Origin of the sequence: Burkholderia sp. AU39826, from assembly GCF_020419965.1 — a bacterium.
Classification (GTDB): domain Bacteria; phylum Pseudomonadota; class Gammaproteobacteria; order Burkholderiales; family Burkholderiaceae; genus Burkholderia; species Burkholderia semiarida.
Genome location: NZ_JAIZQG010000001.1, coordinates 213,374 through 228,320 on the forward strand (window position 1 = coordinate 213,374; position 14,947 = coordinate 228,320).

14 protein-coding genes and 2 pseudogenes are annotated in these 14,947 nt (G+C 64.2%); 8 read left to right on the plus strand and 8 right to left on the minus strand.

The window, feature by feature from the left end; genetic code table 11:
• Positions 1–69: 69 nt before the first annotated feature.
• From LGM42_RS01015 to LGM42_RS01025, 3 genes and pseudogenes are all read right to left on the minus strand, one after another.
• Positions 70–798 (minus strand): HAD family hydrolase, encoded by a 729-nt coding sequence (locus tag LGM42_RS01015; protein ID WP_226231331.1) that lies wholly within the window; start codon positions 796–798, stop codon positions 70–72.
• A 55-nt stretch (positions 799–853) separates the two neighbouring features.
• Positions 854–2,269, minus strand: a complete 1,416-nt coding sequence (locus tag LGM42_RS01020; RefSeq protein ID WP_226231332.1) for a sugar porter family MFS transporter — start codon at positions 2,267–2,269, stop codon at positions 854–856.
• Between the two features lie 651 nt (positions 2,270–2,920).
• Positions 2,921–3,040, minus strand: a pseudogene (locus tag LGM42_RS01025) (DNA-binding response regulator); the annotation flags it as partial.
• A 4-nt stretch (positions 3,041–3,044) separates the two neighbouring features.
• Here LGM42_RS01025 and amiE point away from each other — a divergent pair.
• Positions 3,045–3,173: pseudogene (amiE, locus tag LGM42_RS01030) on the plus strand (aliphatic amidase); the annotation flags it as partial.
• On the opposite strand, the gene LGM42_RS01035 reads toward amiE, so the two are convergent.
• Complete coding sequence (locus LGM42_RS01035) at positions 3,163–3,936, minus strand: alpha/beta fold hydrolase (RefSeq protein ID WP_226231333.1); 774 nt, start codon at positions 3,934–3,936, stop codon at positions 3,163–3,165. The pseudogene amiE and the gene LGM42_RS01035 overlap by 11 nt on opposite strands.
• 117 nt (positions 3,937–4,053) lie before the next feature.
• Here LGM42_RS01035 and LGM42_RS01040 point away from each other — a divergent pair, with 117 nt between their 5' ends.
• Positions 4,054–4,971 (plus strand): LysR family transcriptional regulator, encoded by a 918-nt coding sequence (locus tag LGM42_RS01040; RefSeq protein WP_059639631.1) that lies wholly within the window; start codon positions 4,054–4,056, stop codon positions 4,969–4,971.
• Positions 4,972–5,116: 145 nt separating this feature from the next.
• Here the strand turns inward: LGM42_RS01040 and LGM42_RS01045 are convergent, their stop codons facing one another.
• Positions 5,117–6,001, minus strand: a complete 885-nt coding sequence (locus tag LGM42_RS01045) for a LysR family transcriptional regulator (protein ID WP_226231334.1) — start codon at positions 5,999–6,001, stop codon at positions 5,117–5,119.
• Positions 6,002–6,136: 135 nt separating this feature from the next.
• On the opposite strand from LGM42_RS01045, the gene LGM42_RS01050 reads away from it, so the two are divergent.
• Positions 6,137–7,138, plus strand: coding sequence for an alcohol dehydrogenase catalytic domain-containing protein (locus LGM42_RS01050; RefSeq protein WP_226231335.1), 1,002 nt, complete (start codon positions 6,137–6,139; stop codon positions 7,136–7,138).
• 209 nt (positions 7,139–7,347) lie between these two features.
• Here the strand turns inward: LGM42_RS01050 and LGM42_RS01055 are convergent, their stop codons facing one another.
• Complete coding sequence (locus tag LGM42_RS01055; protein WP_060310802.1) at positions 7,348–8,517, minus strand: porin; 1,170 nt, start codon at positions 8,515–8,517, stop codon at positions 7,348–7,350.
• A gap of 417 nt (positions 8,518–8,934) precedes the next feature.
• Positions 8,935–9,240: a DUF4148 domain-containing protein gene (locus LGM42_RS01060; RefSeq protein ID WP_059584948.1), complete on the minus strand. Its 306-nt coding sequence runs from the start codon at positions 9,238–9,240 to the stop codon at positions 8,935–8,937.
• 265 nt (positions 9,241–9,505) lie between these two features.
• On the opposite strand from LGM42_RS01060, the gene LGM42_RS01065 reads away from it, so the two are divergent.
• The 4 genes from LGM42_RS01065 to LGM42_RS01080 all read left to right on the plus strand — a co-directional run bounded on the left by LGM42_RS01065 (position 9,506) and on the right by LGM42_RS01080 (position 12,801).
• Positions 9,506–9,715: a hypothetical protein gene (locus LGM42_RS01065; protein WP_060310803.1), complete on the plus strand. Its 210-nt coding sequence runs from the start codon at positions 9,506–9,508 to the stop codon at positions 9,713–9,715.
• A 255-nt stretch (positions 9,716–9,970) separates the two neighbouring features.
• Positions 9,971–10,648 carry a response regulator transcription factor gene (locus LGM42_RS01070; protein ID WP_059585125.1) on the plus strand — a complete coding sequence of 226 codons (678 nt, stop codon included), beginning with the start codon at positions 9,971–9,973 and terminating at the stop codon, positions 10,646–10,648.
• A 79-nt stretch (positions 10,649–10,727) separates the two neighbouring features.
• Positions 10,728–12,059: a sensor histidine kinase gene (locus tag LGM42_RS01075; RefSeq protein ID WP_226093950.1), complete on the plus strand. Its 1,332-nt coding sequence runs from the start codon at positions 10,728–10,730 to the stop codon at positions 12,057–12,059.
• 58 nt (positions 12,060–12,117) lie between these two features.
• Positions 12,118–12,801, plus strand: coding sequence for a response regulator transcription factor (locus LGM42_RS01080; RefSeq protein ID WP_226231336.1), 684 nt, complete (start codon positions 12,118–12,120; stop codon positions 12,799–12,801).
• A gap of 324 nt (positions 12,802–13,125) precedes the next feature.
• On the opposite strand, the gene LGM42_RS01085 is transcribed toward LGM42_RS01080, so the two are convergent.
• A complete protein-coding gene (locus LGM42_RS01085) occupies positions 13,126–13,398 on the minus strand; it encodes a DUF4148 domain-containing protein (RefSeq protein WP_060310805.1) in 273 nt (90 codons plus the stop codon).
• 323 nt (positions 13,399–13,721) lie between these two features.
• Between LGM42_RS01085 and LGM42_RS01090 the strand changes: the two genes are divergently transcribed.
• Positions 13,722–14,897 (plus strand): porin, encoded by a 1,176-nt coding sequence (locus LGM42_RS01090; RefSeq protein WP_226231337.1) that lies wholly within the window; start codon positions 13,722–13,724, stop codon positions 14,895–14,897.
• The last annotated feature ends 50 nt before the right edge of the window (positions 14,898–14,947 follow it).

Here is a 14,947-nt window from a genome sequence, read left to right on the forward strand (position 1 = left end):
GGCCCTCTTCGCGCGCCGGAGGGGATGCGTTGTCGTTCATGATCGCGAGGTGTTTCTCGATGAGGAAGGTCAGGCGCGTTCGCGCAACGCGGGCGTCGTGTCGTGCATGCGCCGCAGCCAGCGTTCGACGAGCGACGGCAGCGCGGCCATGTCGTTGAAGACGACGTATGCACCCGCGGCGTGCAACTTGTCCGTTTGCGTTCGTGCCGCGTGCGCGGCGCCCACGAAGCCGAGCACGGTCATGCCGGCGGCGATCGCGGCGGCCGTCCCCGTCGCGCTGTCTTCGACGACGATGCACCGTTCGGGCGTGACATGCATGCGACGGGCGGCGGCCAGATAGACGTCGGGTGCGGGCTTGGGCGACGGCACCTGGTCGGCCGTGAACAGGCGTTCGCCGAACATGTCGGCCAGGCCGATCCGGTCGACCACGCTGCGCACGTAGGCAAGATCGCTGTTGCTCGCGCACGCCTTGACGAGCGGGATGGCGGCGAACGCGTCGCGCACGCCGTCGATGGCCGGCGCATTCACCGCGTTTGCGTGCACGTCCATGCGGATCGCGTCGACCGTATCGTCGTCGAGCGGCCGATCGACGATGGTTGCGACCGTGCGCAGCAGTTGCTCGGCTCGCATGCCGAGCAGGGGACGCACGACGTCGCGAAGGCCGGCGAGCCCCCAGAGATGCTCGAGGCGCGTCACGATGATGCGTGCGGCGATGGCCTCGCTATCGACGAGCACGCCGTCGCAATCGCTGATCAGCGCATGATCCGAAAGTTGGCGTGTGGCAATGCGTTCGTTCATGTTGGATTCCGTGACGAGAAGGCGGGAAAGACGCGGCTCGCTTGATCCGGTTCGCTCATGACTGGCGCGGCCCGAACGTTCCGCGCTTCAATGCGCGTTCGATGTCCTCGAGGCTGCGACCGCGCGTTTCCGGCACCATCGAGTAGATGAACACCCATGCGAGCGCGTTGAGGCACGCGTACGCCCACATCGCCCCGCCGACACCGAGCCATTGGGTCACGGTCAATGCCGTGCCGGTCAGCAGCAGGTTCGAGCCCCATAGCATCGCGGCGTGCGCGCCGGTGGCCTGGTTGCGGATCGCGACGGGGTAGATTTCCGCGCCCGTCAGCCAGCCGATGACCTGGATACCGCCGGCGTTGAACACCATGAACGCGATCAGGCAGATGACGATCCACAGTTGCTGCATGGGCAAGGCGACGTCGCCGCGCAGCAGGCAGCCAAGCAGCACGAGGCTGGCTGCCGCGACGGGCAGCGTCGCCAGGCTGAGCGTGCGGCGGCCGACATGGTCGACGATCAGCTTGCCGATGAAGGTCATCACGAGATACGTCATGGCGACGCCGAGCGCGGCCCAGAGCGATGCCGACGCGCCGAACCCCGCGTCGCGAAGGAACGTCGGCGTGTAATAGATCATCATCTCGATGCCGCTGAGCTGGGTGAACGCGGCGACGCCGAGGCCCGCAACGAGGGCGGGGCGCACCCAGGGCTCGCGCATCGTGCGCCAGCCCGATGTCGCGCTGTTCTGCTGTCGCTCGACCACATCCCGAATATCGGCAATCTCGTGCCGGACGGCAGCTCGAGATTCCCGCACCTTCGACAACTCGCCATGCGCGTCGGCGATGCGATCCTGCTCCACGAGCCAGCGCGGGCTGCGCGGCAGCCGCGTCATGCCGACCATCAGGATCACTGACGGGACGACCGCGATACCGATCATCGCCCGCCAGGAAAACAGGTCGTTACCCGCGACGCCGATCAATGCCGCGAGCAGGATGCCGATGCCGATCGACACGTTGAAGTAGGTGACCAGGCGGCCGCGCTTGTCCGGCTCCGCGAGTTCGGCGATGTAGGTCGGCACGATCTGCGTCGAGCCTCCGACCGCGAATCCGAGCACGAGCCGGGCAGCGGCAAGGGACCACACGTCGGGCGAGAGCGCGGCAGCCAGCACGCCGGCCGCATAGATCGCCGAGACGATCGTGATGGTCTTGCGGCGTCCGAGCGCGGCCGACATGCGGGTGCCGGCCAGCGCACCGATCACCGCGCCGAGCAGGATCGCCGCGGCGACGAGTTCCTGCGCGCGGTAGTCGAGGCCGAAGTCTCGCGCGATGAGGGGCAGCGCGCCCGAAATGATGCCGGTGTCGTATCCATAGAGCCCGCCGGCGATCGCCGCGATCGATGCGACCGTACGCATGTAGGCGGACGGCGTGGGCCGGGGACGGGCCGCGGGTGTGTCGGGAAGGGCGGAATCAGAAGCCATGACGGTTTTCCTTGTGATGCGGTTCGTCGCATGGGCGAACGAACGCGTGACGTGACGGCATGTGTCCGCTGCGGCAACAGTCGCCACCGCATGTGCGGCGGCGCTTTGATCGAGTCGCGCAGCGGGACGGCGCGGACGGACGCTCAGGCGAGCGCGTGGACGTGGCAGGACGGCATGCCGCCGCGCCGGGAAAATGGCACGCGCCGATGAGAAGGACTTCCGGTTTGTACGGGGGGTGATTGCCTGGTCATGTCGGTCACCGAGTAGGGAAATCGCTCACGGCCCATTCAAACCGGTTTGGGTCGAGGGCGCGACGATTCCTCTGGTTGAGCACGATCTGAAGCCGCACTTGGAGCAAGGCGCCAGTGTCTCCTCTGGCGCTTCACGGCCTGCGTTGCAGGCGAACGATTCCGCCGTTGCCGGATGGAATCGTGTCGGTATTTCGGCGGACCGGTCGGTCAGGCGCCGAAACGGGGGATGCCAGCCGGGAGGGGCTGGCGGGCTAGGGTCCCGTGGCGAGCGATGCAAAGGAGCATGTCGCGCGAGGCATGAACAATTATCCAGAAACGGAGCAAAAGATCAAGTCTACAAAATCATGTCTGGGCGAGCAGCCCGGGCTGGGGAACGGGGCGATTCCGCGATCCGGTCCTTTCACGTGCGCTCGAGCATCTTGAGCGCCGCGGCGGCCGCCCCCGCACGGGTCTCGACATGCAACTCGCGGAACAGGTGTTCGAGATGCTTGTTCACCGTGCGCGGGGCGATGCCGAGATCGCCGGCGGCGTGCCGCAAGGCCAACGTGTGGGGTGTGTTCTCGATCACGGGCGAGCGCCACGAAGTGCCACCACGCGAGTCACCGTACAACACGCTCGTGCTGATCGACAATCGCGGCGAGATCATGCAGCAAGAAAGTTTTCAATGATTCGCGCAACTTCGGCCGGTGCCTCTAGCGGCGCCAAATGGCCGACACCGGGAAGAACGTGCATGGTCGCCTGCGGAATGCGCGGCAACAGTTCCGTCCGCAACGTGACCACGCGATCCACCTGGTCCAGTTCGCCGGAGATGACCATCGTCGGAACGTCGATCGAAGCTACTGCAGCACGGATGTCCTCGCGCATTGCCACCTCCGGCCAAGCGGCTTTAGCTTGCGGCGCAGCGTTCAGGCTATCCTCGATGATCATTTCACGACAGGCGGCGTCGAGCGGTTTGGCGGTGAGTACGTGGTCGATGACGAATTCGACCGACTCGCGCGATCGATAGGCGCCCGTCAGCGTCGCACGTTCTTCAGCGGAAAGCAGCATCGGCGAGGGCGGTGATGGCGCGACGAGCACGAGGCCTTGAAGCCCAGTCGGCCGTCGCGACGCGATGAACTGCGCGACCTTGCCGCCCATGGAATGACCGACGAGTACGTAGCGTTGCAAATCCAATGTCTCGATGATGCCCTCGGCGTCTGCCGCGAGATCGGCAATGCCATAGCCATCCGCTGGTGCAGCGGACTTGCCCCAGCCCCGGTGGTCGGTGGCAACGGTGCGATATCGGCTCGATAACCGGTCTGTCACACGTTGCCATGTCCGCGACGAGCCGCCGTAGTAATGCAGGAACACCAGGGCAGGATCGCCGTGGCCGGCTTGGGTGACGTGGATTCGCGTGCCATTCACTTCGATTTCCATTTGCGCTGCCTCCTCTCGGTTGGATGAGGCAATCGTAGCGTCGAGCCTGAAATTTGATAATTGCACGCGGGATAGCGGCAGTCGATAATGGCGTGATCGAATCAGGTTGATGCGAAAATGGACCGATTGACCAGCCTTGGCGTGTTCGTCGCTGCGGTCGAAGAGGGCAGTCTGGCTGCGGCCGCGCGGCGTTTCGGGTTGTCGCCGGCCATGGCGGGAAAACATGTGAGTGCGATCGAAGCCCAACTGAATGCGCGGCTTCTACAACGAACCACGCGGCGCTTGAGTCTGACCGATATCGGTCAGACATACTACGTTCGCAGCAAGCAAATTCTGGAAGCGTTTGAAGACGCCGGCCGGGAAGCGCACGATTCGCAACGCACGGCGCGCGGCGTGTTGCGAATCGCGGCGCCTGTCACGTTCGGTGCGATGCACTTGGGCGAGGTCACTGCCCGCTATCTCGAGGACCACCCGCAGGTCAACGTGGAAGTGCTGCTCGGCGACCGTTATGTCGACCTCCTGGAGGCCGGTATCGACGTCGCCATCCGGATCGGGAAGCTTCAGGGCAACGGGCTCGTTACAAGTCGCATCGCGCCATGTCGAATGGTTATGTGCGCGTCCCCCGCGTACATCGAGCGGCATGGAACACCGCGTAGGCCAAGTGATTTACGTCATGCACAGCGGCTCGTCTTCAGCGAAGCCGTCTCGGCCGGAGATTGGACGCTATTCGATGCGAAAAACCGCGCGCATGTGATCGAAGGGCCTTGCCGAGTCGCCGCCAACAACACCCAAATGCTCATGTCTGCCGCGTTGGCGGGCGCTGGCGTCGCGTACGGCCCCACGTTCGTCTTCGGGGAGCATCTGCGGCGAGGCGAGCTCGTCGCCCTGCTGCCGAACTACCGAGCGACCGAATTGGCGATACAGGCGGTCTACCCGAGTGCGCGGCGCATACCGCTCAAGGTTCGACGGTTCGTTGACTACCTGACCGCGGCGTTCGGCAACGAGCCTCCCTGGGATCGAAGTATGAAAGGGTAGTCTTGTTTCCGGCGATCGGTACAAGGGCGTGTAACCCCTATCGTATACAAGCCGTTTCGAGTGCGGCCCGTCGTGGTTCGATACGAGGACGAAGCGGGGTTTGTCGTCCCCGATTGCTGACGCCTTGCGCTTGCAAGTACCACCGTCACGTTCCGAGCGACGACATCAAATAATCGATCACCACCCTGACTCGCGCCGGTACGCGTCGACCGGCTGGATAGACGAGGTGGGTTGCCATGCGTTCCGGCTGAAATTCAGGCAGGAGGACTTCGACTTGTCCGGCATCGATTTCGGCTCCGAAGAGCCATCGTGGGGCCTGCGCAATGCCGAGCCCGTGCAGGACCGCTGCGCGCACCTGCTCTGCGTCGCCCGTCAAAAACGATCCGTGCGGAACCCGATGAACGGTTTCCCGTCCGACCTTGAAGCGCCAAGGGCGGCGCTCGTGGTTTTGAGCGAAGACGACGCCTGTATGTCCGTCCAGATCGGCCAGCCGGGTAGGCCTGCCTTTGGCCGCGAGATAGCCCGGACTGGCGACGAGCAGCGATTCCGTCTCCGATAGTTTTCTCGCTGTCAGCGAGGAATCCATCAGTGGCCCATGGCGGATCGCCAGGTCCAATCCTTCGCCGACCAGATCGACCTGTCGCTCGGATACGGATAATTCGAGCGCAACGTGCGGATATTGTCGAAAAAAACCGGGAAGCAATGGCGTCACGCATAGGCGGCCGTAGGCGGGCGCCGTCGTCAATTTAACCAGGCCTTGTGGAGATTGCTGTCGCGTCCCGACCGATGATTCCAGCGAATCGAAGCCCTCCATCAAGGGCTTGGCCGATTCATAGAACGCGTGGCCTGCTGCGGTGATCACTACCTGACGCGACGTTCGCAACACCAACTGAGCGCCGAGATACTCCTCCAGCGCGGCAATCTGCTTGCTTACGGTCGGTTGTCCAATGCCTTCCTCTCGCCCTACAGCGGAAAAACTGCCGCATTCGACCAGTCGAACGAACAGGCGAATTGCATTCAGGCGATCCATGAGTATTCGTATCGATCCATTCTGTACTGGAATCGATGGTATGCCGGGCGGCTGCGTTTCGGCAACAGGCGCACTTGTTTAACTTACGGCCTGTGCAGTTACCGCCATCACTGTTTGCCGCTGGAGAAACGCGTCATGAAAGCTATCTGCGTTACCGCTGAACGCTCGTTGGAAGTACAGGATATCCGGCCACCGAGCCGGGCGGAAGCAGGCCATCTGCTGATCGACATGGAGGCATCTGCGATCAACCATGGAGACAAGTTGTTTTTGCGTGCGCGTGCCGAGGGTAGCAACGCGCTCGCGGCGAGCCAGTACGGCGTATGGGGCGCTTCCGGCGCCGGGACGGTGGCGGCGACGGGTGCCGGCGTTCCCGCGCGTTATATGGGTAGACGCGTCGCGATCTATCGCTCGCTGAACCGTAGCGCGTACAACGTCGGGCTGTGGTGCGAAAAAGCGCAGGTGCCGTACACGAGCTGCCTGATCTTGCCCGAACACGTCAGCGTACGCGACTACTGTGGGTCGCTCGTGAACGTGATGACGGCCTACGCGTTTCTCGAAACGATTGCCGAGGCCGGGCACCGGGGCGTGATCGCCACGGCGGGGAACTCGGCAACCGGGCTGGCGCTCGCGGCACTCGGCCGTCGGAGAAACATGCCGACGATCTCCATGGTGAGGGGGCAGGCGGCGCAGGAAACGCTGCAACGCTGCGGTATCGAGCATGTCGTGCGCACCGATGAAGACTTTGTCGACACGCTCGGAAAGCTGTCCTCCGAGCTTGGAACGACGGCTGTATTCGATGGCGTGGGCGGTGTGCTGACCGGCCAGATGGCAACCTGTTTGCCGATGCGCTCGTCGATATATTTCTACGGCACGATGGCCGGCCCCGTTCCGTTTCCCGTGTCGGCGCCGCTTTTCATGACGAAGGATCTGTGGATGCGGCGTTTCAGCAATTTCGAAAGCCGGACGGTGCGAGAGCACGACAGGTTGGTGGCTGCTCTGAGTGCGCTCGAGGGCATGATCGGCGACCCGGTGTTCAGGACGCGCGTCGGCCAGGAATTCAGCCTTGATCGGATTGACGACGCCATGGCGTACGAATCGATCGACGGTCGAAAGGCGGTACTGACAAGCCGATCATGAAGCCATCGATTGGGCGTATCGGTCTCGGGTTCGCCCGTCGATGCGCCTGCCAGGCGATAGTCGGGAAGCCGGTGTTTCATGGCGGCGGCAAGTGCGGCCGACCTTGCTTGATATCCTGGCCGGGATGCTGATTCGCATTAATTTCGATTGACCCGCCGGCGCCCGCACCGGCGCCGCGCTGCGCAAGTTCCGATGCGGGCGTCAGGCGGCTAGAAACGATGCAACATGCCCATGCGATAGACCATCTGGTTCGGCCCTGATGACGCGCCAGCCGACGCATCCACGATCTGTGCCTCGTCGAAGCTGGTCCCGGTACGCGCGCTGACGACATGCTGCCACGCACCTTGCAGATACAGCGACGTGCGTTTGCTCAGGTCATAGTCGAGCATCAGGGCGATCTGGTGCCACTTGGGCACATATTTCGTGTCGGACGTATACAGATGCGCCATGGTGAACGTGTAGGCCGCTCCCAGCCACATGGCATGCGTGAAGTAGTACTGCGCGTTGAGTTCGAAGTTGTCGAATTTCCATGCATTCCACGTCGCGCCATTCTGCAGGGCGGTATTGTCGATCCATGCGTTGCCGACGGGGTTGTAGACATCGACATGGGACCAAGCGGCGCCGACGAGTACGTGGGTAAACTGGTAGGAAGCCGCTACGCCGATGTCCTGCTGCGACGACCCGTTGAAGAGATCGCCACCGGTGACCGCGCCACCCGCCGCGAGCCCCGGATTGTCGAGCTTCAGATAGGACGCCGCCGCGGTCAGGTTGCCGTTCTGGTAGTTCAGCGTGGCGCCCCACACGCGATTGTTCGAGAATCCGCCGGGCTGGTTGCTGAAGCCGTACATCGCTTCCGCGGTGAGTCCACGGTATGTCGGGGTCACATACTTGACGGCATTGTCGACGCGGAAATCCCAGTCCGTGTTGTCGTTGTCGAACGGGTGGGTCGCGATGTCGCCCGCCCAGTTGCCGGCCGCCGTGATACCGCCGAAGCCGAGCGCGTCGACGCTGGTGTCGTACTGGCGTCCGAGCGTGAGCGTGCCATACCGTGAAGACGACAGGCCCACGAACGCCTGACGGCCGAACATGCTCGAATCCTGACCCAGCTTGCCGCTGTTCACGTTGAAGCCGTTTTCGAGTTGAAAGATGGCCTTGTCGCCGCCGCCGAGATCTTCACTGCCTTTCAAGCCCCAGCGGCTGCCGAAGGTGTCTCCGCTCGACAGCTGCCATGCGCGATGACCGCCTGCGTTGGTCGTGAAGTTGAGGCCTTCGTCTATCAGCCCGTATAGCGTGACGCTCTGCTGTGCGTGCGCCGCACCGGCGAGCAGGAGTGCCGGCGCGAATGCGAGCCAGCGCAATTTCATCGATTGACGTTTCATTTAGTTGCTCTGATGGTGTGGTTGGATAGTCGGCACCGGATGGCGCTGACGTCGATGTCGTCCCGAGATGCGATTTCGGCGGACGAGGCAGTGTAGGCAGAGGAAAAGCGGTCGCCGCAACGTGCACGGAAAGACTATCTTTCAGTATTCGAAAGTGTCATGTACCGCTAAATGTCGTGCGAAAAGATGGAGTGTTTTGAAGCCTCGATGGCGATCACACGCTTGGCGACGTGTTGTTTTAAATTTTCCTCCGGTTGACATCGAGATTTTATTCGCGTGAAACGTCGGCATGTCGGAAAAGTCGATCCACGTGGCGATCTGCCGATCACCGTCGACGATCGAGTCGGATCAATTCAAAAAAAAGCGCGCGGCCGCGAGGCTCGCGCGCAAACTCGGAGAACGGTTGCCGGAGAGGATTCAGTTACCGCTCGATGCGACGGTATTGGCGGCCCCGACGCAATCCTGCCGGTACTTCTGCATCAGGCGCGCCTGTGCCGAATCGATATCGTCGGGATAGCTGCTTTCGTCGCCAGACGACGGGTTGTAGCCGACCGACTCCAGCTCGTTCAGTTCATTGACGAGCTGCCGGTGCGAGACCGGGCCTTTCGCGTGCACGAACGGGTAGTCGTGGCATTGCGCCGACGTGAGTTTCGTCTCGGCATGTGCGGAGACGCTCAATGCGAGCATCGCGGCGCAAGCGAGGTAACGGACGGGATGATTCATCTTCGGCTCCTGGATAGCGTTGGGTCGAGGCCGCACGGCAGGGAGCCTGCGTCGGCCGCAGGACGAAGATTACGGAGGCAGGGCTATCTAAACCGCAGCGCGATGATGAAACATGTTTTAGGCAAGCCCGGATCGCGCCATGCACGGGCTGCCGCATGCATGGGAAGTTAAAGAATCCTTCATGCGCGTGTTTCCGGATGGTTAGGAACAGCGGCGTATCGTCGAGCGACGAATCGATCGATGCCGCGCACAAGGAGGGAATGCAATGAAGTCAATCGTCATGATGGCTGGACTCGTCACGCTGGCGTGTGCGTCGCTACCGGCGTTCGCGAAGGTGCAGGGCACCGGGCTCGCGGTCGCCGATGTGACGCTCGCGCACGCGAAAGCCGAACAGCGGGATCGTGCGAGCGATGCCGCACGTGATCTCGCATCGCATCGCGCGGACAAATCGGGCACACGATCGCACCCGGGCTGATGTCGCGTTGCGGCGCTTCGTACGGCGCGTGTCCACGACGGCCGGCGCGCGATGTTGCCGGACATGAAACTTTCTTCATGAAGCGGATGCGCATCCTTTACGCGTGCGCGTATAAGCTCGACTCGAGCGCGTTCGACCGTTGGGTATCGACACGCAACTCCCTTTCGACGAAGACGAGAATCGTACATGGCATCATCAGCTTTCCCGGTGAACGAGCCCGCGCTGCCCGACGAGCCGGCCGAGGGCCGAGCGGCCATCGCACACGTACTCGCGATCGAAGACGACGAAATCACCGCGAACGAAATCGTCGGGGAGCTGGAGAGGCGTGGCTTTACGGTCGAATGGGTGGCGAACGGGCGCGACGGCATGGTCCGCGCGCTCGGCAACGAGTTCGACGTGATCACGCTCGATCGGATGCTCCCGGTCGTCGATGGCCTCACGATCCTGACCACGATGCGCAGCGTCGGCGTGCGCACCCCCGTGCTGATGCTGAGTGCGCTCGGCGATGTCGACGAGCGGGTTCGCGGGTTGCGCGCGGGCGGCGACGACTACCTGACCAAACCGTTCGATCCCGAGGAAATGGCCGCTCGCCTGGAGGTGCTGCTGCGGCGAAGCCACGCCGCGCCGGCCGCGCTCGACACGACGCTGGTCGTCGGTCCGCTCAAGCTCGACCTGATCTCGCGCAAGGTGTTTCGCGACGGCGAAGAAATCGTGTTGCTGCCGACCGAATATCGCGTGCTCGAATACATGATGCGCAATGCCGGGCAAACCATCACGCGGACGATGCTGTTCGAGGCCGTATGGGGCTATCACTTCGATCCCGGCACGAACCTGATCGAAGTGCACATGGGCCGGTTGCGCCGGAAGATCGATCCACCCGATGCGAAGCAGATGATCCAGACGGTACGCGGTGCAGGGTATCGCCTTGGCTGAGCCGGATCCCGTGGCGTCCGTCGCGCATCACGTCCACCCGGCACCCGCGCGACGCTGGTATTCGAGTACGTTTCGGCTCGTGTCGGTCTATGCGGTCACGTTCTCCGTGTCGGTCATGCTGCTGCTCGGTTTCATCGCATCGGTGATCACGCACGACATGGAGCGGGAAACCGATACGGTGATCGATTGGCAGATGATCTACTTCGATTCGATACAGGACGGCCAGCTTCCCGCCGCGATCCAGCACCGGATCGAGCACGAGCGAATGCACACCAACTACTACGGACTCTTTACCGCGGACGGCAGGCATATTGCCGGCGATGTGCTGGCGTTGCCCGCGGGCATGCGGCCGACCCGCAACGGCGTGACGCTCGATCACACGATGCCGATCTCGGGAGACCAGGTGCCGCCGGTCGTGCGCGCGATGGCGGAGCGGCGTGCGAACGGCGACGTGCTGGTGCTCGGTCGCGACCTCACGCATATCCTGCGGATCCGCGCGGCGATCATCCAGGCGCTGGTCGGCGGCGGGCTGCTTTGCCTGGGCGCGGGCGTCGTGGGCGGCTTGATGCTCAGCGTGCGGCAAATGCGGCGTCTGAAAGAGGTCCGGCGCATCACGCAGGGTATTGCGCAGGGCGACCTCGGCCAGCGGCTGCCGGTCGGCGGACACGACGAGATCGATCTGCTGTCCCATCTCGTCAACCATATGCTCGAGGAGATCGAGCGCCTGATGAACGAGGTCAAGGGTGTCTGCGACGGCATCGCGCATGACTTGCGAACCCCGCTCGCGCACGTGCACACGCTGCTCGCGCAGGCGGCGCAGCGTGCGGCGCGGTTCGACGATGCCGTGCTGGCGAATCTCGTTTCGCGTGCGCGCAACGAGACCGACGTGTTGCTCGGCCGTTTCCGCGCGATGCTGCGTATCGCCGAAATCGGCTCGTTGCAGCGGCGAGGCGGGTTCGCGGCGCTGTCGCTGGAGGATCTGGTGCTGGACGTCGGGCAGTTGTTCGAACCGCTCGCGGACAGTCGCGCGATCCGCTTCGTGCAGGCCGTCGAGCCGGTCGCGCGGATACACGGCGATCGCGCCCTCTTGTTCGAGGCACTGAGCAATCTGCTCGACAACGCGCTCAAGTACACGACGTCGGGCGATACGGTACGCCTCGAACTTCACGACACGCCGTGCGGTCCGCGCATCGACGTGATCGACAATGGCCCGGGCATCGCGGCCGACGAGCGCGAGGCGGTGCTGCGGTATCGGTACCGCAGCCGCCGTACCGGGCATCTCGCCGGGGCCGGGCTCGGCCTGAGCATCGTGTCGACGGTCGTCAACGTGCACGATTTCACGTTGCGCATAGGCAATGCCGAGCCCGGCACGCGCGTGACGATCGAATGCTGGCCGAGGTCGCTGGGATGACGGCCGTCCGGACGAGGCCGCACGTGCCTGCGTATTTCCGCCGCGAGGCCGGTTGACGATGCGTGTCCTGCTCGTGACTTCGCCGCATCCGGAAGCGTCGTGGCTGCACAAGGCGCTGCAGGAAAGCGGGCACAGCGTGCAGCGCGCCGACGATCCGCGCGACGGCCTGTTCCTCGCCTCGCAGGAGGCGTTCGACGCGATCGTCGCGACCGCGTTCGAGCCCGGCGGCGATGCCGCGCTGATCGCGATGCTGCCGCGTTTCGTTGCCGACGGCGGCGGCGCCGCGCTCGTGGTGCTGATCGGCGAGGCGTCGGCGCGCGAACGCATTCATGTGCTCCGCGCGGGCGCCGATGCGTGTTTCTGCGCGCCGTATTCGTTCATCGAGCTGCACGAACGCATGCAGGCGCTGCAGCGGCTCGTGGGGCCGCGCGATGCGGACCGGCCGGTCGCGCGTGCGTCCGCGGTCGAGACACTGGCGCGCGAACTCAAGAACGGCAAGCTGCGCGTCGCCGTGACGCGCCGGGAATTCCTGCTGCTCGAATGCCTGATGCGCCATCCGAACGCGCCGGTGCCACGCGACCAGTTGATCCGGTATGTCTGGCAGGACAAGGAGGATGTCGATCCATCGAGCGTCAATCTCGTGGTGTCGCGGCTGCGCCGCAAGCTAGCGCGGCATCTGCCCGACGTCCGCATCGATACGGTGAGCCGCTACGGCTATCAGGTAACGCTGCCGGACGCCTGAGCGCGCGGTTCCGGCCGCGCGACGAACATGACGAGACGGGCGCCCTGCCACCGGCAGCGCGCCCGTCTCGTTCGTTTACGAGCCGAAGAACGGCACGCAGAAATCGGCTGGGCCGACGCAATCGCCGGGGCCGTCGGGCCGCGCGGACGCACAGCCGGACAACACGACGCAGGTAGCCATCGCGAGGAGCGCGAGACGGGCGGAACGAGCGAACAACGAACGAAGCTTCATGGATGGCGAGCAATCGGGTGGACGCGCGGCGTCGCCGCTGGCGGCGCGGGCCGCGTGAGCGGGGCGCCGCGCCCGGCCGCACCGTCACGCGTCTCAATGCGCATAGAGCGTGGAGTTCAGGTACTTGAGCTGCCCGTCCTGTTCGGCCTGCACGAGCTCGGCATGGACTTCGGCGCGCGTCTTCTCGTGGATCGGCTGGCCGTAAGGCGGCACCCACTGGCCGGCAGCCTGAGCGCCGGGCGCGCCGTCCTTGGTGGCGGCCGGGGACATGTGGATCGGCTGGCTGCCGGTCAGTGCAAACGCGGGAGCGGACAGCGCGCCGATCGCGGCGAGCATGGCGGCGGCGACGATGTTGGCGGTTTTCATGTCGGGAGTCCTCATGATGATTGACTGGGTTCATCCCCCGGCGCGGCGTGCGGGTGCCGCGCGCGGGTTGAGGACAAGCATAGAGGAGGGACGTTAGCGGATCGGCATGCGCAACGTGAAAAGAAATTCATGCACCGGCCCGCATTCGCGCAGACATGAAGCAGGTATGTCGTGAAGATGAAGCGGGTTTCATTTTGCGGGCGGTTTCGATAACGGCGCTGTCATGCCCGCTGCCTAAATTGGGCGCCATCGCATCGCGCACGAGCGGCCACGCCGCCCGGGCCGGCGATGCGATCGGACCGATCCACTCCAACGAAACCATCATGAAGACATATCTGGCAATTCCGGCGGCGGTCGCATGCCTGCTTTCGAGCGCGGCGCATGCGCAGAGCAGCGTGACGCTGTACGGCACGATCGACGCGGGCCTGGACTACATCAGCAACCAGAAATCGGCCGCGGGCGCGGGGCCCGCTTATGGCGTGCAGAGCGGCAACGTCAGCACGTCGCGCTGGGGGCTGCGCGGCAACGAGGATCTCGGCGGCGGCCTCGCGGCCGTGTTCACCGTCGAGAACGGCTTCAACGTCGCGAACGGCAAGTTCGGCAACGGCGGCGACGTGTTCGGCCGCCAGGCGTGGGTCGGCCTCGCGAGCCGCCAGTGGGGCACGGTGACGCTCGGCCGCCAGTACGATTTCCTGGTCGACTTCGTCGCGCCGCTGTCGGCGACCGGGTCGGGATTCGGCGGCAACCTCGCCGATCATCCGTACGACAACGACAACCTCGCCAACGACACGCGCATGAACAATGCGGTGAAGTTCCGCAGTGCGAACTATGGCGGCTTCACGTTCGGCGGCGCTTACGGCTTCAGCAATCAGGGTGGCGGGTTCAGCAACGACAACGCGTACAGCGTCGGCGCGCAGTATGCGAGCGGTCCGGTCGCCGTCGCCGTCGCGTACCTGCAGTCGGACCAGCCGGGCGGCGTGAACAAGCCGCAGAACACCGGCGGTTCGCTGAGCAGCTCGGATGGCGATGCGATGCTGGCCGGCGGCCGCTGGCGCACGTTCGGCGCTGGTGCGCACTATGCGTTCGACCATGCGACGGTCGGCCTGGTCTATACGAGAACGATCCTGAACGACCCACGAGAACTGTCGCAAGGCGGGTCGTATGGCACGGTGAACGGCCAGTTGCTAACCTTCAGCAACTACGAACTGAATGCGCGCTATTGCCTCACGCCGGCTTTCTCGCTGGGCGGCGCCTATACGTTCACGCAAGGCCGCTTCGACGAGGCGGGCCGCAGCATCGCGCCGAAGTGGAACCAGTTCATGCTGCAGGCCGACTATGCGCTGTCGCGCCGCACCGACCTTTATCTGGAAGGCGTGTACCAGCGCGTGACGGGGGCGGACGGCGTCGCGGTGCTCGGCCACGCGGGGATCTTCAACCTGGCGGCATCGGGCAACGATCGTCAGGCGGTGGTCGCGGCCGGTATCCGTCACAAGTTCTGAGCGGTCGGGCCGACGTAAAAAACGGCACCCGTCATCGCGACGGGTGCCTT